The sequence below is a fragment of the Anaerophaga thermohalophila DSM 12881 genome (assembly GCF_000191885.1).
Classification (GTDB): domain Bacteria; phylum Bacteroidota; class Bacteroidia; order Bacteroidales; family Marinilabiliaceae; genus Anaerophaga; species Anaerophaga thermohalophila.
Window position 1 is genome coordinate 26,454 of the sequence record NZ_AEWI01000004.1, and the last position, 17,124, is coordinate 43,577.

At 40.9% G+C, this 17,124-nt stretch carries 9 protein-coding genes; all 9 read left to right on the plus strand.

The window, feature by feature from the left end; genetic code table 11:
- Positions 1-66 precede the first annotated feature (66 nt).
- The 9 genes from ATH1_RS0101910 (at position 67) to ATH1_RS0101970 (ending at position 17,046) form a co-directional block, all read left to right on the plus strand.
- Positions 67-3,459 (plus strand): TonB-dependent receptor, encoded by a 3,393-nt coding sequence (locus tag ATH1_RS0101910; protein WP_052306292.1) that lies wholly within the window; start codon positions 67-69, stop codon positions 3,457-3,459.
- 20 nt (positions 3,460-3,479) lie between these two features.
- Positions 3,480-5,030, plus strand: coding sequence for a RagB/SusD family nutrient uptake outer membrane protein (locus tag ATH1_RS0101915; protein ID WP_010416840.1), 1,551 nt, complete (start codon positions 3,480-3,482; stop codon positions 5,028-5,030).
- 17 nt (positions 5,031-5,047) lie between these two features.
- Entirely contained in the window at positions 5,048-6,496 is a 1,449-nt protein-coding gene (locus tag ATH1_RS0101920; protein WP_010416844.1) for a hypothetical protein, read from the plus strand.
- A 146-nt stretch (positions 6,497-6,642) separates the two neighbouring features.
- The gene (locus tag ATH1_RS0101925; RefSeq protein WP_029163912.1) at positions 6,643-7,944 is read left to right on the plus strand and encodes a hypothetical protein; all 1,302 of its coding nucleotides are present in this window, start codon (positions 6,643-6,645) and stop codon (positions 7,942-7,944) included.
- Between the two features lie 535 nt (positions 7,945-8,479).
- A complete protein-coding gene (locus ATH1_RS18785; RefSeq protein ID WP_010416854.1) occupies positions 8,480-9,757 on the plus strand; it encodes a hypothetical protein in 1,278 nt (425 codons plus the stop codon).
- Between the two features lie 526 nt (positions 9,758-10,283).
- Positions 10,284-11,393 (plus strand): Gfo/Idh/MocA family protein, encoded by a 1,110-nt coding sequence (locus ATH1_RS0101940; protein ID WP_010416856.1) that lies wholly within the window; start codon positions 10,284-10,286, stop codon positions 11,391-11,393.
- Between the two features lie 53 nt (positions 11,394-11,446).
- Positions 11,447-13,726 (plus strand): GH92 family glycosyl hydrolase, encoded by a 2,280-nt coding sequence (locus ATH1_RS18790; RefSeq protein WP_010416860.1) that lies wholly within the window; start codon positions 11,447-11,449, stop codon positions 13,724-13,726.
- Between the two features lie 472 nt (positions 13,727-14,198).
- The gene (locus ATH1_RS0101960; protein WP_010416866.1) at positions 14,199-15,134 is read left to right on the plus strand and encodes an ROK family protein; all 936 of its coding nucleotides are present in this window, start codon (positions 14,199-14,201) and stop codon (positions 15,132-15,134) included.
- Positions 15,135-15,750: 616 nt separating this feature from the next.
- Positions 15,751-17,046 (plus strand): GH36-type glycosyl hydrolase domain-containing protein, encoded by a 1,296-nt coding sequence (locus ATH1_RS0101970; RefSeq protein ID WP_010416869.1) that lies wholly within the window; start codon positions 15,751-15,753, stop codon positions 17,044-17,046.
- Positions 17,047-17,124: the final 78 nt, after the last annotated feature.

Genomic DNA, 17,124 nt, shown 5'->3' on the forward strand with positions numbered 1-17,124 from the left:
ACTTTCCTGTCAATAAATACCTGTTTGCAGACAGGTAAATGTTTAACACTTAAACTTTTCAAATTTATGAAAAAAATTTGTCAATGGCGAAGAAACTTTGCAGGGTTTCTTCCGCGAAAAGTATTGTTAGCTATGAGGCTATCTTTAGGTTTGTTTTTGTTGGTCAGCTTTCAGACCATTGCCTCCGTTACCTACTCGCAGGATACGAAGGTTACTGTAAAGATGAATCATGCACAGGTAAAAGAAGTGCTTAAGGAGATTGAGCGGTCTTCGGAGTTCTACTTTGTCTACAACAATGAGTTGATTGATGTGGAACGAGTGGTCAATGTTGAGGCCAGAAATCAAAAAATTAAGGACATTCTTGATGTACTGTTTAGTGATGAAGGAGTGAGCTATGTCGTTATGGGACGGCAGATTGTGCTTTCGCCAGTGGAGCTTATGGCCGAAAATATTGATCAGCCTCAGGCGAAAACGGTTAGAGGGACGGTGACAGACAAAAGTGGTGAGCCGATACCCGGAGTAACAGTCACTGTTAAAGGGACTACCCGGGGAACCATTACCGATGTGGATGGAAATTTCTCGTTGAGTGTTCCTGAAGATGCTGATGTTTTGGTTTTTTCTTTTGTGGGTATGAGAACTCAGGAAGTATCGATCGGAGACAATATGAGATTTGATGTTGTGATGCAGGAAGATGTTATGGGTTTGGATGAGGTAGTTGTGATCGGGTATGGTGAAATGCAAAAAAGCGATTTAACCGGGAGTGTTGCTTCTGTTAAAGTAGAAGATATGGTTGAATCCCGTTCCTCAGCCAATTTTGAAAGTATGCTTCAGGGGAAGGTTGCCGGCATGAAAATCGTTAACAATGGGAATGACAATCCTGCCGGAGGTTCTACCGTCCGTATCAGAGGCTTAAGCTCCATCAATGGGTCCAATTCTCCATTGGTCGTTGTGGATGGTATAGTTGTTGGTGAAGCCGGGGCACTTAGAAATATTAATCCTTCGATGATTGAGTCCATTGAAGTGCTGAAAGATGCTTCTTCTACTGCAATTTATGGTTCAAGAGGGGCCAATGGTGTTATTATAGTTACCACAAAACAAGGGGGAAAAGGGCAATCTCACATATACGTTGACCATAAAACCACCCTTGGTTATTTCAGTGATGAACTTGATTACTGGAGAGACCCTGTTGAAATGATGGAGCTCGACAATGAAGCTTACATCAATGCTGAAATAGAGCCTATATATATTGGTCAGCGCGATCCAGTAAACGGGGTTTACTATCCTAGTGTCTCTGAAGTTGAGAGTGGGGCATGGCCATACCACACAACTTGGAAAGATTTCATTTTTAGAAAGCCATCAATGACCAATGAAACAAGTATAGGCGTCGGGGGTGGTTCGGAAAATGATAGTTACTATCTCAATGCCACCTATTATGACGGCGAAGGAATGCGGATTGGTGATGACTATGATAAGATCACGATTGACTTGAATTATACAACTCAGGTGACAGATTTTCTTTCAATTAAAACCAGAGCCGGGTTCTTTAAGGATGATCGGAATAATGTAGCACCGGGGGGATATCAACGCAATCCTTTATTCCCTGTATATAGAGGCGATGGAACACCTTTTAAGCTGCATCCTACAGACTATGGAAACCCGGTAGCTATTCGTGAAAACGTAACCAATGAAACTGAAAGTGTTAGCGGTTATGCCACCATGCAAATTGATGTTGATTTCACGAGTTCATTAAATATGATATTACGTGGGAATGTTAGAGCCAGTTATCCGGAGAATCATCTTTTTAACCCTGTTAAATGGACTGAAGAGGGCGATAAATGGAACAACAGAGCTGCACATAATCGTTCATCATCGAAAAATATGCAGTTTGACGGGTTGTTAACTTATGATGAAACATTTGCTCAAAACCATAACTTTAAAGCAATGGCAGGTGCGAATTTTGATCGAACCACCAATAAGTCTTTGTATGGAGCAGGGAGCGATTTTCCAAGTACAACCCTTGAGGACGAAAATCTTGCAGCAGCACGTGTGATGGAGACTGGTAACGGTTTTAATGAAGAAACTTTGCTCTCAGGTTTTGGTAGATTGAACTACAATTACCAAAGTAAGTATTATGCAACTTTCACGGCCAGAGCTGATGGAAGTTCCAAATTCGGTGAAAATAATAAATGGGGGTTTTTCCCATCCGGCGCTTTAAGCTGGAGGCTTTCAGAAGAAGATTTTATTAAAAATCTCGATTTTTTCAGCTATCTAAAGCTTCGCGTTAGCTATGGAGTATCCGGTAATCAGGGTATTGCTCCTTATCAAACAAATACTGTTTATGGATGGCTCTGGCATGCTTATCAGGGAAGAGATATTAAGGCTTATGGCCCTGGATTTCAGATAGGCCGGGAAGGTTATGGTGATAGATACATTACATGGGGAGGAATTGGCAATGAAAACTTAAAATGGGAAAAAACGGCTCAATGGAACCTTGGCCTTGATATGGGTATCTTTGATAATAGACTGAATCTTACCATGGATGTTTATAAAAAGAATACCACCGATTTGCTCAGAGAACAGTTCCTTGCTCCAAATACTGGTTTTGACAGAATATGGACGAATAGCGGAGAAATAGAAAATAGAGGTCTTGAAATTTCTCTGAATGGGCGCATTATCGATTCTTCCGTATTTACACTTAATAGTGGAGTAATCTTTTCCATGAACCGAAATGAAGTTTTGAATCTTGGAGATCCTAATGCTTCCGGGTTGATAGAGGATCCCAATGGAATCGTGTATGAGCCTTACAGAGGTATGCGGGGAGGAACCTTCCTTGAAAGCTATTATGGTATTTTAGCTATTGGTGAACCTATGGGTGTATTTTATGGATATGAAGTAGATGGAATTATTCAGGAAATGCCCGAAAATCCAACGGATTTGACTCAGCCGGGTGAATTCAATTATGTTGGGTTAAACGAAAACGGAACGCTTAATCCCGACAAGAGGACAATTATAGGAGATCCCAACCCCGATTTCACGGGTAGCTTTAATTTATCTTTGTCTCACAGGAGTGGTTTTGATTTCTCTATGGAGTGGTATGCGGTATATGGCAATGATATCATTTCAAGAACCAAACTTGCCCGGACTGATCTGCAAAAAGAGCGTTGGACCTGGGATAACCCAAGTGAATCAAGACCAAGTCTGAGGGCTGATAGACCCTATTACTTTTCTGATTGGTTTGTTGAAGATGGAAGTTTCTTGAGATTGCAAAATGTCACCCTTGGTTATAATTTACCTCCGGTATCTTTTATGGAATCGGCCCGGGTTTACGTTTCAGGTTCTAATTTGGTTACAATTACGAATAGTACCCAGTATGATCCGGAAATAGCTGAAGACGGATTAGGGGATGCCGGATATCCCAGAGTGGCAACCGTTTCAATGGGTGTACAACTGGAGTTTTAAATCTTGAAATAGTTAAAACAATGAAAAATATAATAATTTTTTGCTTAATCATATTTTTCGGTGCTTTTTTCACTTCTTGTGAAGATATGCTGGAAGAGGATCAAAAAGGTGTTTTTACAGAAGATAATTTTTATGATTCGAAGGATAATGCTGTAAGTGCATTGCTTTATGCTTACGCACCGCAAAAGCTAACTGAATATGCTGAGAGGTTTCAGTTTAACTTGATGGATCTGCCTACAAATGAGTGTTCTACATATGGGAAAGGGGTCGAGACATTATTCTATACTTGGGACGTAAGTCCTATTACGGAAGAGTTTACCTATTTTTATAAATACATTTACATGTCGATTAACCGGGCCAACAGTGTAATTGAGAATGTCAGTAAGATGAGTTCCAAAATTATTTCTAAAGAAGACCGTGATCAAATTGTCGGTGAAGCTTACTTTTTGCGTGCCTTCAATCATTTTATGGCTGTCCGGACATTCGGTGAAGTTCCTATTCATACATCTCAGATAAATTCACAGGAAGACGGGCAGGTGCCATTCTCTCCAATTGAGGACATCTATGCCCAGATTATTGAAGATTTGGAGCAGGCGATATCAATGATGGGCATTCACCATATTCAGGGAAGAGCAGACCTGGTTGCTGCGCAGTCAGTACTGGCAAAGGTATACCTTACTTTGGCTTCTTCAAAAGATACCGGTTCACCTGGATATGAGTGGGTATCAGATGCTCAGGCAATGTATGACAAAGCTGCTGAATATTCTGAAAAAGTAGTATTTGAACAAAATACTTATGCGCTGGAACCCGATTTGTCAAAAGTGTATAATGTTGATTATGAAGATTCACCTGAACATATTTGGATTACTGAGCGGTCAAGAGTGTATGACCGGATCAATCTGCCTATGATGTTTAGCAATAGTATAGATACGAAGTATATTCCGAAAAAATTAGGTGAAGAAGTGAATGGTCCTTCAGATGTTGAATTGTATATTGCAGAAGGGCAGGGTGGTTGGAATTATTACAGGCCGGATAGTAATTTTTACAATTCTTATGATGACCAAGACCTTAGAAAAGAATTGTTGTTAACTAAAATTTATGATGAAAATGGGCAGGTTATTGTTGAATGGGCCCCTGAGAATATTAATAGCTCTGATGCTGATAAAGCTGCCTTCTATTATCCAATGTGCCGCAAATATACAGATCCTTATGCAGATGGCATCTATACTTCTGTTGAGTTGTATTTCATCCGCTTTGCAGAAGTGATGCTCACTTATGCTGAAGCTGCCGGTCCAACCGTTAAAGGATATGAAGCTGTTAATGCAGTTCGAAGCCGGGCTGGCTTGCCTGACTTGCCGGAAGGTTTGTCTGTAGGTGAGTTTAGGGAAGCAGTTTGGAATGAATTGAAGTTTGAATTGGCTTTTGAAGGGAAAAGATTAATGGAATTAAGACGAACAAACCGGGTTAAAGAGGCTGTCACAAAACCGGGTGTTTCTGAAGCCAAATTAAATGAGTATGCCTATTTCTATCCTATACCACAGCGTGAGCTTGATTTGAATTCGAACAAATAATTTTTAAAGAAATTACCATGAAAACAAGATATTTTGTTCAAATAATTTCCCTTTGTCTGATTTTATTTTTTTCGTCTTGTGATAGAAATGATGTGGAAAATCCAAACCTCAAGGGGAATGATTATGTATTAACATCCCAGGGAGAAGTAGATGAGTTCTCCGAAGTTGAGAACATTCGCACCCTGACTATAAAGGGTGAAGATATCACTGATATTACGAACCTTCCTGTCGTTACAGTTAAAAATTTGATTATTGAAAATACCGGCATCGTTGATTTAAGTATTCCGTCTTTGCAGTCTGTGACTGTTTCCTTGCAAATTATCGATAATGATAAAATGGAAACACTTGATGGTCTGAATAATTTGAAGTTTTTTGGCGGTAATATGCTCATAAGAGACAACGATGTGTTGCATGACATCTCGGGTATTTTGGGATTAAAGACATTTTATGGATCATTGACGGTATCAGGAAATCCCAATCTGGGAGAAAATGTGGTTCCGCTACCCAGTGAAGAATTTGGATTTGGCCCGATTAAAAAATTAATCGATGAAGGAGTCATTCCGAATGCAAATGTGGTTACGCTTCTGAATAACCATCCAAAAGCTGCTGATAATGCTGCCTTAATTGGTATTCCTATTGGGACAACTGTTATCGATTATACGCTTGCATCAAAAAGTGATGTGGAGAATTTCTTTAATTTTGATGATGAGGGAAGAGTTAAGGATCTTACCATAAAAGGAACTGATATTGATGATGCTACTCTCAATTCTTTAATTGGTAAAATTTCGGAAGTTCAGGGGACTTTTACACTTGAGAATACAAGTTGTAGGAATACTTGGACGGAAGAGAAGGGTGGTTTTTTTGGTGCCATCGAATTTGGCGGAAGCATTGTGATTAGAAACAATCAGCAATTTGATAACATCAATAGCTTTCAGCCTCTTAAAGGAGTCATTCATGGCGATTTAATTTTGGAAGATAATCCCCTGTTGGATTTTGCTTGGGACGCACCTCTTCCAAATGGTGCAGGATTCCAGAATATTACAAAAGTTGAAGGAAGTTTTATCGTGAGGAATTGTGCGATGTATGTGACCCTTGGATTTAAAAGCTTAGAGTATGTTGGAGAAGATTTCATAATTGAAAAAGGTGAGGAGGATTTTAGAATCCTTTGGGATTTTTATGATTCAGCTATTACTTATATTGGCGGAGATATTATTATTAGGAATAATCCTAATTTGACTACTCTTTATGGACTCGAAAGGCTGACTTATGTGGGGGCAGAGAAAATAATTATTGTAAATAATGGTGGTTTGAATGTCGGCGTTGTTTGGGGTAATAGGCCAGGCCTTTGTTTGATAAGAGATTTTTATGATAGTGGCGTAATTGTAAATCCGGATGTGGAAGTAACTCTGGAAGATCCCGATGGCAATCCTATAGATTTTGAAACACTTGAAGGTTGTGGACTTTAGTTTTTATTCCTTGAGAAAAAAATTAAGAGATTATAATTCTTGATCATGTGTCTGTTCTGAAGTATTGTTTGGTATTTTTTATCAAATGATCTTTAGAACAGACACTAATGACATTTTATCATTCTGAGAGAAATAATGAAGTCAGCATGAAACGATTATTGATTTTTTTAAGTTTGTTTGTTTTTTTATTGTTGTCTTGTGATAAAGAGGATAAGATTGATGAGGAAGATAGTCCTGAAGAGAGGATTATAGATCGCAATTATGATTTTGGGAAAGGAAGTATTCCCCGTAATGTACTTGAAAGTTATTTGTCTCGTGCCATTGACCAAGGGAATTTTTGCCAACCACCAAGTGGAGATCCTGAATTTCAGGAAAATCTTCGTATGTTACAAAATATCGGAGCAAAGTTCATTGGTAGAGCTGCTTTTGTATGGACACCTGACAGACCCGATGATGAACACTTTGAAATAGTTACAGAAAAAGCCCGACAAGCCCATAATGCCGATCCTGATTTTTTGTTGCAATGCTGCATTTTTGAGGCGGTTTTTAAAAGTGATAATGAATTAACCAATTATGGTGTTGACCAGATCAAAATTCCGGATTTTGTTTTTGAGGAGTTCGATCTACCTATACAAGAACGGAATTTTGATTATGAAGCTATGCTCTATCAAGATGGGGTATTTAAAAATCACTGGGTACAAGGGGCATCAATTCCCGATATAACTCAACTTGAGACCCAAATGTACTTTTATTATCGCGCCGTAAGATATATTAATGCGGGTTTTGAAGGTATTCATTTTGGACAAATTGAATTAATGGCCAAAAATGATAAGGATTTTCAGGTTTGGAAAGGTTTGCTTGATCGGATTCGTGAATATGCTGTTAAGAATGCCCGGCGAGGCACCATTATTTGCGATGCTCATGTGCCATCTGGAGGTATAGTTCTGGATAATGATTCCTTACTTTTGGATTTTCATTCTTTTCCCCAACGGCCACAGGAGATTTGTGGCAGTCCTTATGAATGCTTTCTTAGAATAGGTTTTATTGATGCGTTCTATAAACGAAGTAAGGGTGGGGTTACACCTAGTGGATGGAGTTGTGAGTCATTGCCTTATTTGGTGGGATTCGATAATTCCGGAGCTTCTAATCCTGGTGTTTGTGGTCAGGAACCAAAATATTGGCCATGGGGATGGGATGAAATTTCCTGGTTTGCTCATTGTGATAGTTCTTATAGGAATTACTGGCTTGAGTATGCCTGGGATTGGATAGAAAAAAATGATCCCAATGGATTTTTAGAAATGCCAGGATATGCTACTATTGCTGCTGACCCAATCCCCCGGAAAGAAGGAGGGTTGATTTGGACTTACCGGATAAATAAAAAATCTGAGGCATGCCCTGATGGTTTTGGACAAGAAGAAACAGCAAAGATGATATGGCAAAATAACTGAGCCCAGTCTAAAAAGCATCTTTGTTGCCAAACTCGTTGTTGGTTTAAATTTTTGCATCCTCATTAACAGCAAGTTAACTCCGGTACAAAAATTTAAAACGCCTTGATTTTGACAAAAATATGCTTTTTATACTGCACTCATAACTAGTAAGTGAAAGTTCTTTGAGGCATTTCTTGCTTAACAATTTTAACTTTTTGCGAAAAATCACTATTGTCTGTTAAATTTAGATAAAAATAATGATGGGTTGGGACAAATGTCTGTATGGTATGTTTTTTCAGCACTCGGTTTTTTATCCTGTGAACGCGGGAAGTGGGAATTATGATATTCAAACTCCATTTGTGGAAGAAACTGTTTTAAAAAAATGGTAATGAGTTTAAAATTTCGACCCATAAACTTAGTTTTATGTGGACTCTGTTTATCTTAACGATAAAAAAACTGCCGCTTGTTTATCACCCATAATGAGATTATGGAAGGAGGGAAGGTATAGTTTTTTATGTCGTCTGAGTATTAAGGTGATTTTTTTAATTTGAAAGAAATGAAGGTAAATGTTTTAGTATTAGGAGTCCTTGTGATTGCATTGATTTCCGGTTGTAATTCAACCAATAATAGTTCACCAAATGATTCCGGTTGTAATTCAACTAATAATAGTTCACCATATGATTTTAACGGAGAAATAAGTGAAACTGTTCTAAGAAACTATCTTTCCAAAGCAGTTACTCATGCTGAGTTGTGCACTCATCCTGATTATATGCAAGATGGAGAAAATCCTTGCATTGATGATGATGTCAGGATGTTGGATAATATAGGCGCTAAATTTATTGGGCGTGCTTTTTTTAGATGGGGAGGAGAAAGTTCTTTTAATCATCCAGGGTTCATGCGTTATGCCCAAAATATGATTCGTAGGGTTCATGAAAAAGATCCCGATGTAATATTTCAGGCTGCTATTTTTGAAGCAGTATCAAACGAGGTGGAGACAGTTTCTATACCTCCTTATGTGTTTAAAAAGTTTGGGATGCCTGTGGAAAACAGGAATTTTGATTATGTGTCAATGCTATCGACCGATGGGCGCTTTGTGAATCATTGGGGAAAGGGGATAAGCGTGCCGGATATATCTAAAATGGAAGCCAAATTTTGGTTGTACTTCTTGGCAACAAAATATATCAATGCCGGCTTCGAAGCAATCCATTGGGGGCAGGTTTCTTTAATGGCCATGAATGATCCCGATTTGTATCACTGGCAGAAATTATTGGATATGGTCAGAGATTATGCGATTGAGAATGCACGTAGAAGTTATGTGTTAAGTGATGCGCATGCACCAGAAGGTGGATTTAAAATCGGTAGTAAATTATTATTTGATTTTCATTCATTTCCCTTGAGAATTAAGGAGGATACTTCTAAAGAAATGGCAGGGATATTAGAAGTAAATTATCATGATGCCATTTACAATAAAAGCTTTGGAGGTATAGCTCCTTGTGGGTGGAAAACGGAAAGTTTGCCTTATCTGGTTGAATTTGATAATTATGGAATTAGTTCCGATCCTGGGAATACGGTTTCAGGCTCCGATTTTGTCTGGGGATATGATGAAATAACCTGGTTCAGCTTAAAATCTGATGATGAAAAGAAAGAGTGGTTGGAATATGCGTTTAATTGGTTGAATGAAACCGATTCCAACGGATATCTGCAAATGCCCACATGCAGGATGGTTGTGGATGGCGTTCATGAACCGCACAAATTTAAAGCCAATAAAAAGGAATTGTGCGTCGTTGGCACAGGATTGGAGACGAAAATTAAACAACTTTGGGAAAATGAATAAACTTTTATTTGTTGATAATTGCTGAAAGGCATTGTTTTATTGAAGTTGCTTCGCTCCTTTGGATATGACCTTTCTGAATTGCCGGGCTTCTATATGGGGAATTTTTCGTAGTAATGTCTTGAATAGTGTAAAACTATATCCGGGTGAGAAAAACGGTCGATATCCACCCTGTAAATACAAACAAACATTATGGGGATCTACAGAAATTGCTGAAAATTTTATTGGCTTAACAGCCAAGTTATTAAAAGCGCAATGAAAACATGCGGGATTTTGTTAATTGCCTGAATAAGTTAACTTAATAGATTAAAATTTTAAACTTTCCTGATTTATAGATCAAACTTTTCAAATTGTGTTAAAATGGAGTATTCTTTGTAACCGGGGATGTGAATTGGCTTTTTCTTCCGATCTTAGCAAATAAAAATTAAATCCATGAAACGAGCATGACAAGGTTTGTCACAAAAGAACATGTATAAAACTCAATCATGCGAGTTCCATCAGACCAATAACTTAGATTAATTTTATACTGATGAAAAACCATATTCTACTTTTCGTGATTGCGATTCTGTTTGTTGGCACCTTCAATATAAAAGGACAGAAGCAAAAACCCATCCGCCTTGCCGTTGCCGGCACATCCCACGGACACATCTCTTTTATCCTGGACCGCCCCGATAAAGGAGATTTTGAATTGGTGGGGGTGTCCGAAGACAATCCCGAACTGGCGGAAAGGATAGCCAACCGTTTTAATTTATCCGAAGATTTGATGTTTTCAGATCTGGAGGAAATGCTTGATGAGGTTAACCCTGAAGCTGTTGTGGCTTTTGGGTCGGTGTTTTCCCATCTTGAAGTCGTTGAAGCCTGTGCCCCCCGGGGCATTCATGTGATGGTGGAGAAGCCGTTGGCTGTAAATATGTCGCACGCCAGTCGAATGACCCAACTGGCCGGGCAATACAACATTCATTTGCTTACCGATTACGAAATTTCCTGGTATCCCACTACGATGAAAACCCTTCAAATGGTGCAGGAAGATGATTTTACCGGCGGACTGCGAAAGGCCGTTTTCCATCATGGGCATCAGGGACCTGTGGAGATTGGTGTTGGCAAGTATTTTTTGGAATGGCTCACCGATCCTGTATTGAATGGGGGCGGTGTCATCATGGATTTTGGGTGTTACGGGGCCAACATTATGACCGCACTTACAGCAGGTAAAAAGCCGGAGTCGGTAACTGCCGTGACCCGGCAGTTTAAACCTGATGTATATCCCAAAGTAGATGATGAAGCCACCATTATCGTTTCCTACCCCGAATCGCAGGCCATCATACAGGCTTCATGGAACTGGCCTTTTAATCGTAAAGATATGGAGATATACGGGGCCACCGGTTACATAAAAGCCGATAATGATCAGGAAATGCGGGTCCGGAATGAAGAGATGAAACAGGAACAGCAAAAATTTGTTACGGCCGCTGATGTTGAAGTTTACGTAGATCCTTTTGCTTATTTTTATGATGTGATAAAGGGAAATGTTGATGTTGAGCCTTATGGACTCTATTCCCTTGAAAATAATGTCCAGGTAGTAAAAATCCTCGATGCCGCACGGCAATCCGCACGAACCGGGGAGACTGTCATTTGGGAAGAGTAAACCCCTAATGATGAATGCCTGAATAGTCGTGTGTAACCTAAAACAACGAATTTATGAGACCATCAAAAATACTGCTGATGGCATTGGTTGTCATGCTGATGCTGTTGCTACCGGGTAATGTATTTCCCGGAGAGAAGGAGCCTGTCGACTACGTTAATCCCTACATGGGCAATATCAGCCACTTGCTGGTTCCCACTTATCCGACCATTCATTTGCCCAACAGTATGTTGCGGGTTTACCCCGAGCGGAATGATTATACCGGTGACCGGCTGGGGGGATTGCCGCTGGTTATTACCAGTCACCGTGGAAGTTCGGCTTTTAACCTGAGTCCTTATCAGGGGGATGAATCGGAGATGAAACCTGTTATTGACTTCAGCTACGATTTTGAAGAAGTGACTCCTTATTCCTATTCCGTTTATTTCGATGAGCAGGAGACATTTATTGACTTTGGGCTCTCACACCAATCGGCCATTTATGATGTCCGGTTTCAAAATGATGCGCCGTCTTATCTGATCATCAATTCCACCAATGGGGCCTTGAAATGGGATGGTCACTTACTTACAGGGCATCAGATTGTCAGCAGTGAGATTGGTGGCAATCAGACTAATATTTATTTGTCCATGCAACCGGAAAATTTACCCGAAACCGTGTATGTGCTGGATGATGGTGAACTTCTGGAAAAAACCGAAGCTGAAGGTGAAGACGCCTGTTTGGTTCTGAAATATCCCAAAGGGACCAATAACCTGAAAATCCGATATGGCATTTCATTGATTGATACCGACCAGGCTCTCCAGAACATGGAACGGGAAGTGGCCGGCAACAGCATATCTCAGCTTCATAAAGAGGGCCGGAAAATCTGGAACGAAGCCTTGGGGAAAATTGATATCAAAGGAGGTTCAGATGATGATAAAACGGTGTTTTATACTTCTCTTTACAGGACCTACGAGCGACCGGTTAAAATTTCAGAGGAGGGCCGGTATTACAGTGCATTTGATGGGAAGGTGCATGACGACAACGGGACGCCCTTTTATACCGACGACTGGATATGGGATACTTACCGGGCCACTCATCCCTTGCGGGTCATCATTGAACCCGAACTGGAGACCGACATCATCAATTCATTTCTGCGGATGGCTGAGCAGATGAACCACTTCTGGTTGCCAACCTTCCCTGAAATTACAGGTGACAGCCGGCGGATGAATTCCAACCACGGGGTGGCAACCATCATCGATTCCTACCGGAAGGGATTGGACGGATTTGATCTTGAAAGAGCTTATGAGGCCAGCCGTCGAGCCATTACAGAAAAAACACTTGCACCATGGTCGGGAGCTCCGGCCGGGGAACTTGATGAATTCTATAAAGAACATGGCTATATTCCGGCCCTGAGGCCTGGTGAAAAAGAATATATTCCGGAAGTACAGGAGCATGAAAAAAGGCAGCCTGTACCTGTTACTCTTGGTACAGCTTACGATGAATGGTGTCTTGCCCAGATTGCTCAGGAGCTGGAGAAAGAGGATGATTATAAACGCTTTTTGTCCGATGCCTACAACTATAGAAATTTGTTTCATCCCGAAACCCACTTTTTTCATCCCAAAGATTCGGCCGGGGAGTTTATTCAACCTTTTGATTACCGTTTTTCCGGCGGTCTGGGTGCTCGTGAATACTACGGAGAAAACAACGGTTGGGTGTATCGTTGGGATGTACCCCACAACATAGCCGATTTGGTTGATTTGATGGGGGGACCCGAAAAGTTTGAAGCCAACATGGACTCTATGTTTGCAGAACCTTTAGGCGTGGACCTGAAATTCCAGTTTTATTCCCAGCTACCCGATCATTCAGGAAATGTAGGGCAGTTCTCCATGGCCAATGAACCCTCTTTTCACATTCCCTATCTTTACAATTATGCCCGGGTGCCTTGGAAAACTCAAAAACGCATCCGGAAATTGCTGGACCAATGGTTCCGAAACGATTTAATGGGTCTTCCCGGCGATGAAGATGGCGGTGGCATGTCGGCTTTTGTCGTGTTTTCCCAAATGGGCTTTTACCCCGTTACCCCGGGGCTACCCATGTACAACATCGGAAGTCCCACTTTCGAAGAAGCTACTGTCAATCTACCCAATGGCAAAACTTTTAAAGTTATTGCCCGGAATTATTCTCCGGAAAACAAATACATTCAGTTTGCCAAACTCAATGGTGAAACCTGGAACAAGCCCTGGTTCCGGCATCAGGATATCGCCGAAGGCGGAACCCTGGAGTTGTTTATGGGGAAATATCCCAATAAAGAATGGGGTGTTTCTCCGGAAGATGTACCTCCATCATTTTCGATGGATTAATTTATATCTGAAATGTTTTGCCCCGGTCGGATGGTTTCGGCGGGGGTATAAATTTTATCGGCATGACAATGACTAATGCTGAACTTCCCCGTGTAAAATACCTCAATCCTGTGCATAGTGAGCGTATCTGACTCTTCGCAATTGTAAAATCCTGACAAAAGATTATATAGTTGTATTTGCTGAAAGGAGTATATTCTATAAGGTCGAAGCGTATTGCAATCTCTTTTTCAAGCAGGTTTTTCTGGGGAAATTTTCCATTATTGTCGGAAGAACGGATTAAATTTGAGAGATTACTACAATAACCTCAAAGCAGCTTCATATGCTTAAAGGCGAGCCGGTTCCTGTGCGTGACGGTTTGTATATGATGCCGGAACCCGGCCCGTTAAATACAACCGGAGCATATACCGGGCCGATAAGTTCACGCTTCAATCAGTATTAAGCGATAATTGTGTTAATCTAAAACAAATAAATTATGAATTATGCAGCAATCGGTGTGGATATAGGTGGTAGCCATATAAGCTCTGCCGCCTGTGATGTAAACGGTCAAACTCTCCTGAAAGATACCCTGACTGAAAATGACCTTGATAACCATGCTTCTGCAGAGGAGATCATAAGTATCTGGGGAAAAACTTTGCAGGAAACAATCGAAAAAGTCGGCCGGCAAAATGTAGGCGGCATTGGTTTTGCCATGCCCGGGCCTTTTGATTATGTAAAGGGGGTTCCATTGTTTACCGGTGCTAATCAGAAATATGAGCATCTGTATGGGCTGGATGTTCCCAAAAACCTACGTGATTTTCTGGAGCTTCCGGAAGATTTTCCTGTCCGTTTCATCAATGATGCCACGGCTTTTGCCATCGGGGAGGACTGGTTGGGCAATGCAAAAGGTTTTTCCAGGTCTTTGTGTATCACATTAGGAACCGGCTTTGGTTCTGCTTTTTTGAGAGAAGGTTTGCCGGTGGTCAAAGGAGGTGAAGTGCCCGAAATGGGGTGTCTGTACCATTTACCTTTTGACGGGGGAACGGCTGATGATTATTTTTCCACCCGTGGTTTGGTTAATCGCTACAATAAATTGACCGGCAAAAAAGTGACCGGTGCCAGGGAAATTGCTGAGGCTGCGAAAGTGGAAGATGCTGCCCTGGAAGTTTTTCGCGATTTTGGAGCAAGATTGGTTGAATTGCTTGAGCCCTGGATCAGGAAATTTGGTGTTGAAGTATTGGTTATTGGCGGCAACATCTCCAACGCCTTTGACTTTTTCGGCCCATCGCTTAACGAAGCCCTTAAAAAAGAAGGCCTGGATGTAGCAGTGCTGACCTCTTATCTTCAGGAATTAGCCGCCATGGCGGGCAGTGCCCGGTTGATTGAGGAAGGTTTCTGGAAAAGGGTGGAGCCGCTGTTGAAAGATATGTAAGAAAATTAGGTCAGTAGGCAATAGGTCGGTAGTCTGCAAATAATTGCTGATAATAATGTATAAGAATGGTACAATATAAAAGAAATCGCGCGATAGCGGTACCCCCTTTAGGGGGCCAAGGGGTGTACGAACGGGTAATAGGTCATATAGGTATCCCCGCTGGGCAAAGTCTGTGACTTCGTACTCTATTAAAGCAAACCAGGAAATTGTTCACATCAGAGTATCATTTCCTGTGAAGCCTTGTTTTTAAAGAAAAATTTTTGATCAATGAGTGCAGTATAAAAAGCACATTTTTGTCAAAATCAAGGCGTTTAAATTTTTGTACCGGAGTTAACTTATTGTTAATGAGGATTCATCAGTATATAATTAGACTAAGCTATTGGTCTGATGGAACTCGCATGATTGATTTTATACATCAACTTTTGTGACAAACCTTGTCATGCTCGTTTCAAAAATTTAAAACAACAACGAGTTTGGCAACAAAGATGCTTTTTAGACTGGGCTCATCAATAAATACTTGAACCCTAGTCTGGAGTGCAACTAATTTCTGACATTTATTCACAAATTTTGCAAACGTATAGCATTCAATATCACACACAACTAATACTAAATTATTATGCAAAAGATCATTTTAAGCTGTTTGGTTCTGTTCTCAATAGTTGCTTGTAATCAAAAGGATAATGACTATAAGGAGCTGGCTGAAAAAATGAAAAAGGAAAGCTCCATCTCATATACCAAAGAAAAAGCTGTTGAAATAGTCCGTACCGGCTTTAACGCAGGTGATAGTTATGGCGAAGTATGGATACGAGATTACAATACTTTTATCGAACTTTCTGCAGAAGTTTTTCCTCCCGAATCTCTGAAAGAAAACCTGTTGGTCTTTTTCCTCCTTCAGGGTGAAGGCGGGAGTGTTGTGGACGGCTTCATTCCCCGTGATAAAACTTCAGGTGGTTATGATTACATCTATTCAGAGCTGGAACCCCGTTATGCGGGGCATAAAAATACCGTGGAAACCGACCAGGAGTCATCGCTTGTCCAAGCTGTCTATAAATATGTGAAAGCCACCGGCGACCGGTTTATTCTGGATGAAGAAATAGGCGATCGAGCTGTGTCACAACGTATGGAAGATGCCTTTGATTTTCTTCTGAATGAAAGGTATTCCGAAAAGTATGGGCTTCTTTTGGGAGCTACCACCGCTGATTGGGGGGATGTTCAGCCCGAGCATGAATGGGGAGTCTATCTCACTGATGATTCTCACTTGTGCGTAGACATCTATGACAATGCCATGTTCCTGATTGCACTGGAAAACTTTGTGGAATTGGTTCCCGAAAAGAAAGAGAAATGGATGCCGGTGCATGAGCGGATAGCTAAAAATAGCCGGGAAGTGCTGTGGGATGCGGAAAACCAGAAATTTTATCCCCACCGGTATCTTGACGATTCTCCGTTCCCGGACGATTTCAATGAAGACAAAATCTTTTATCACGGCGGTACGGCTGTTGCCATTGAAGCCGGTTTACTGGACAAGGATGAAATAAAAGCTTCACTGGATCATATGGTTGAAAATGTAGAGGCTTCCGGGGCTGGTTCTATCGGTTTAACCTTGTATCCGCCTTATCCCGAAGGTTTTTTTAAAAATGAAGGGATGTACCCATATGGTTACCAGAATGGTGGTGACTGGACCTGGTTTGGCGCCCGTATGATTCAACAATTGGTGGTCAATGGTTTTGTAGAAGAAGCCTATAAACACTTGTTGCCCATGACTCGCCGGGTTGAAGAGAATGAAGGTTTCTATGAATGGTATACCGTTGATAATAAACCCGAAGGTTCAGGTACTTTCCGGGGATCGGCCGGTGTACTCTATAAAGCCATTGAGCTTTTGGAAGATCAGCTGGATATTCAAAGAACTTATTAAGGGGCGATCCTTCCACATTTTCTTATATTCAAAGAGCCCGTTGGAGGACCTGAATACTTTTGAAATTCTCTGGAAAGA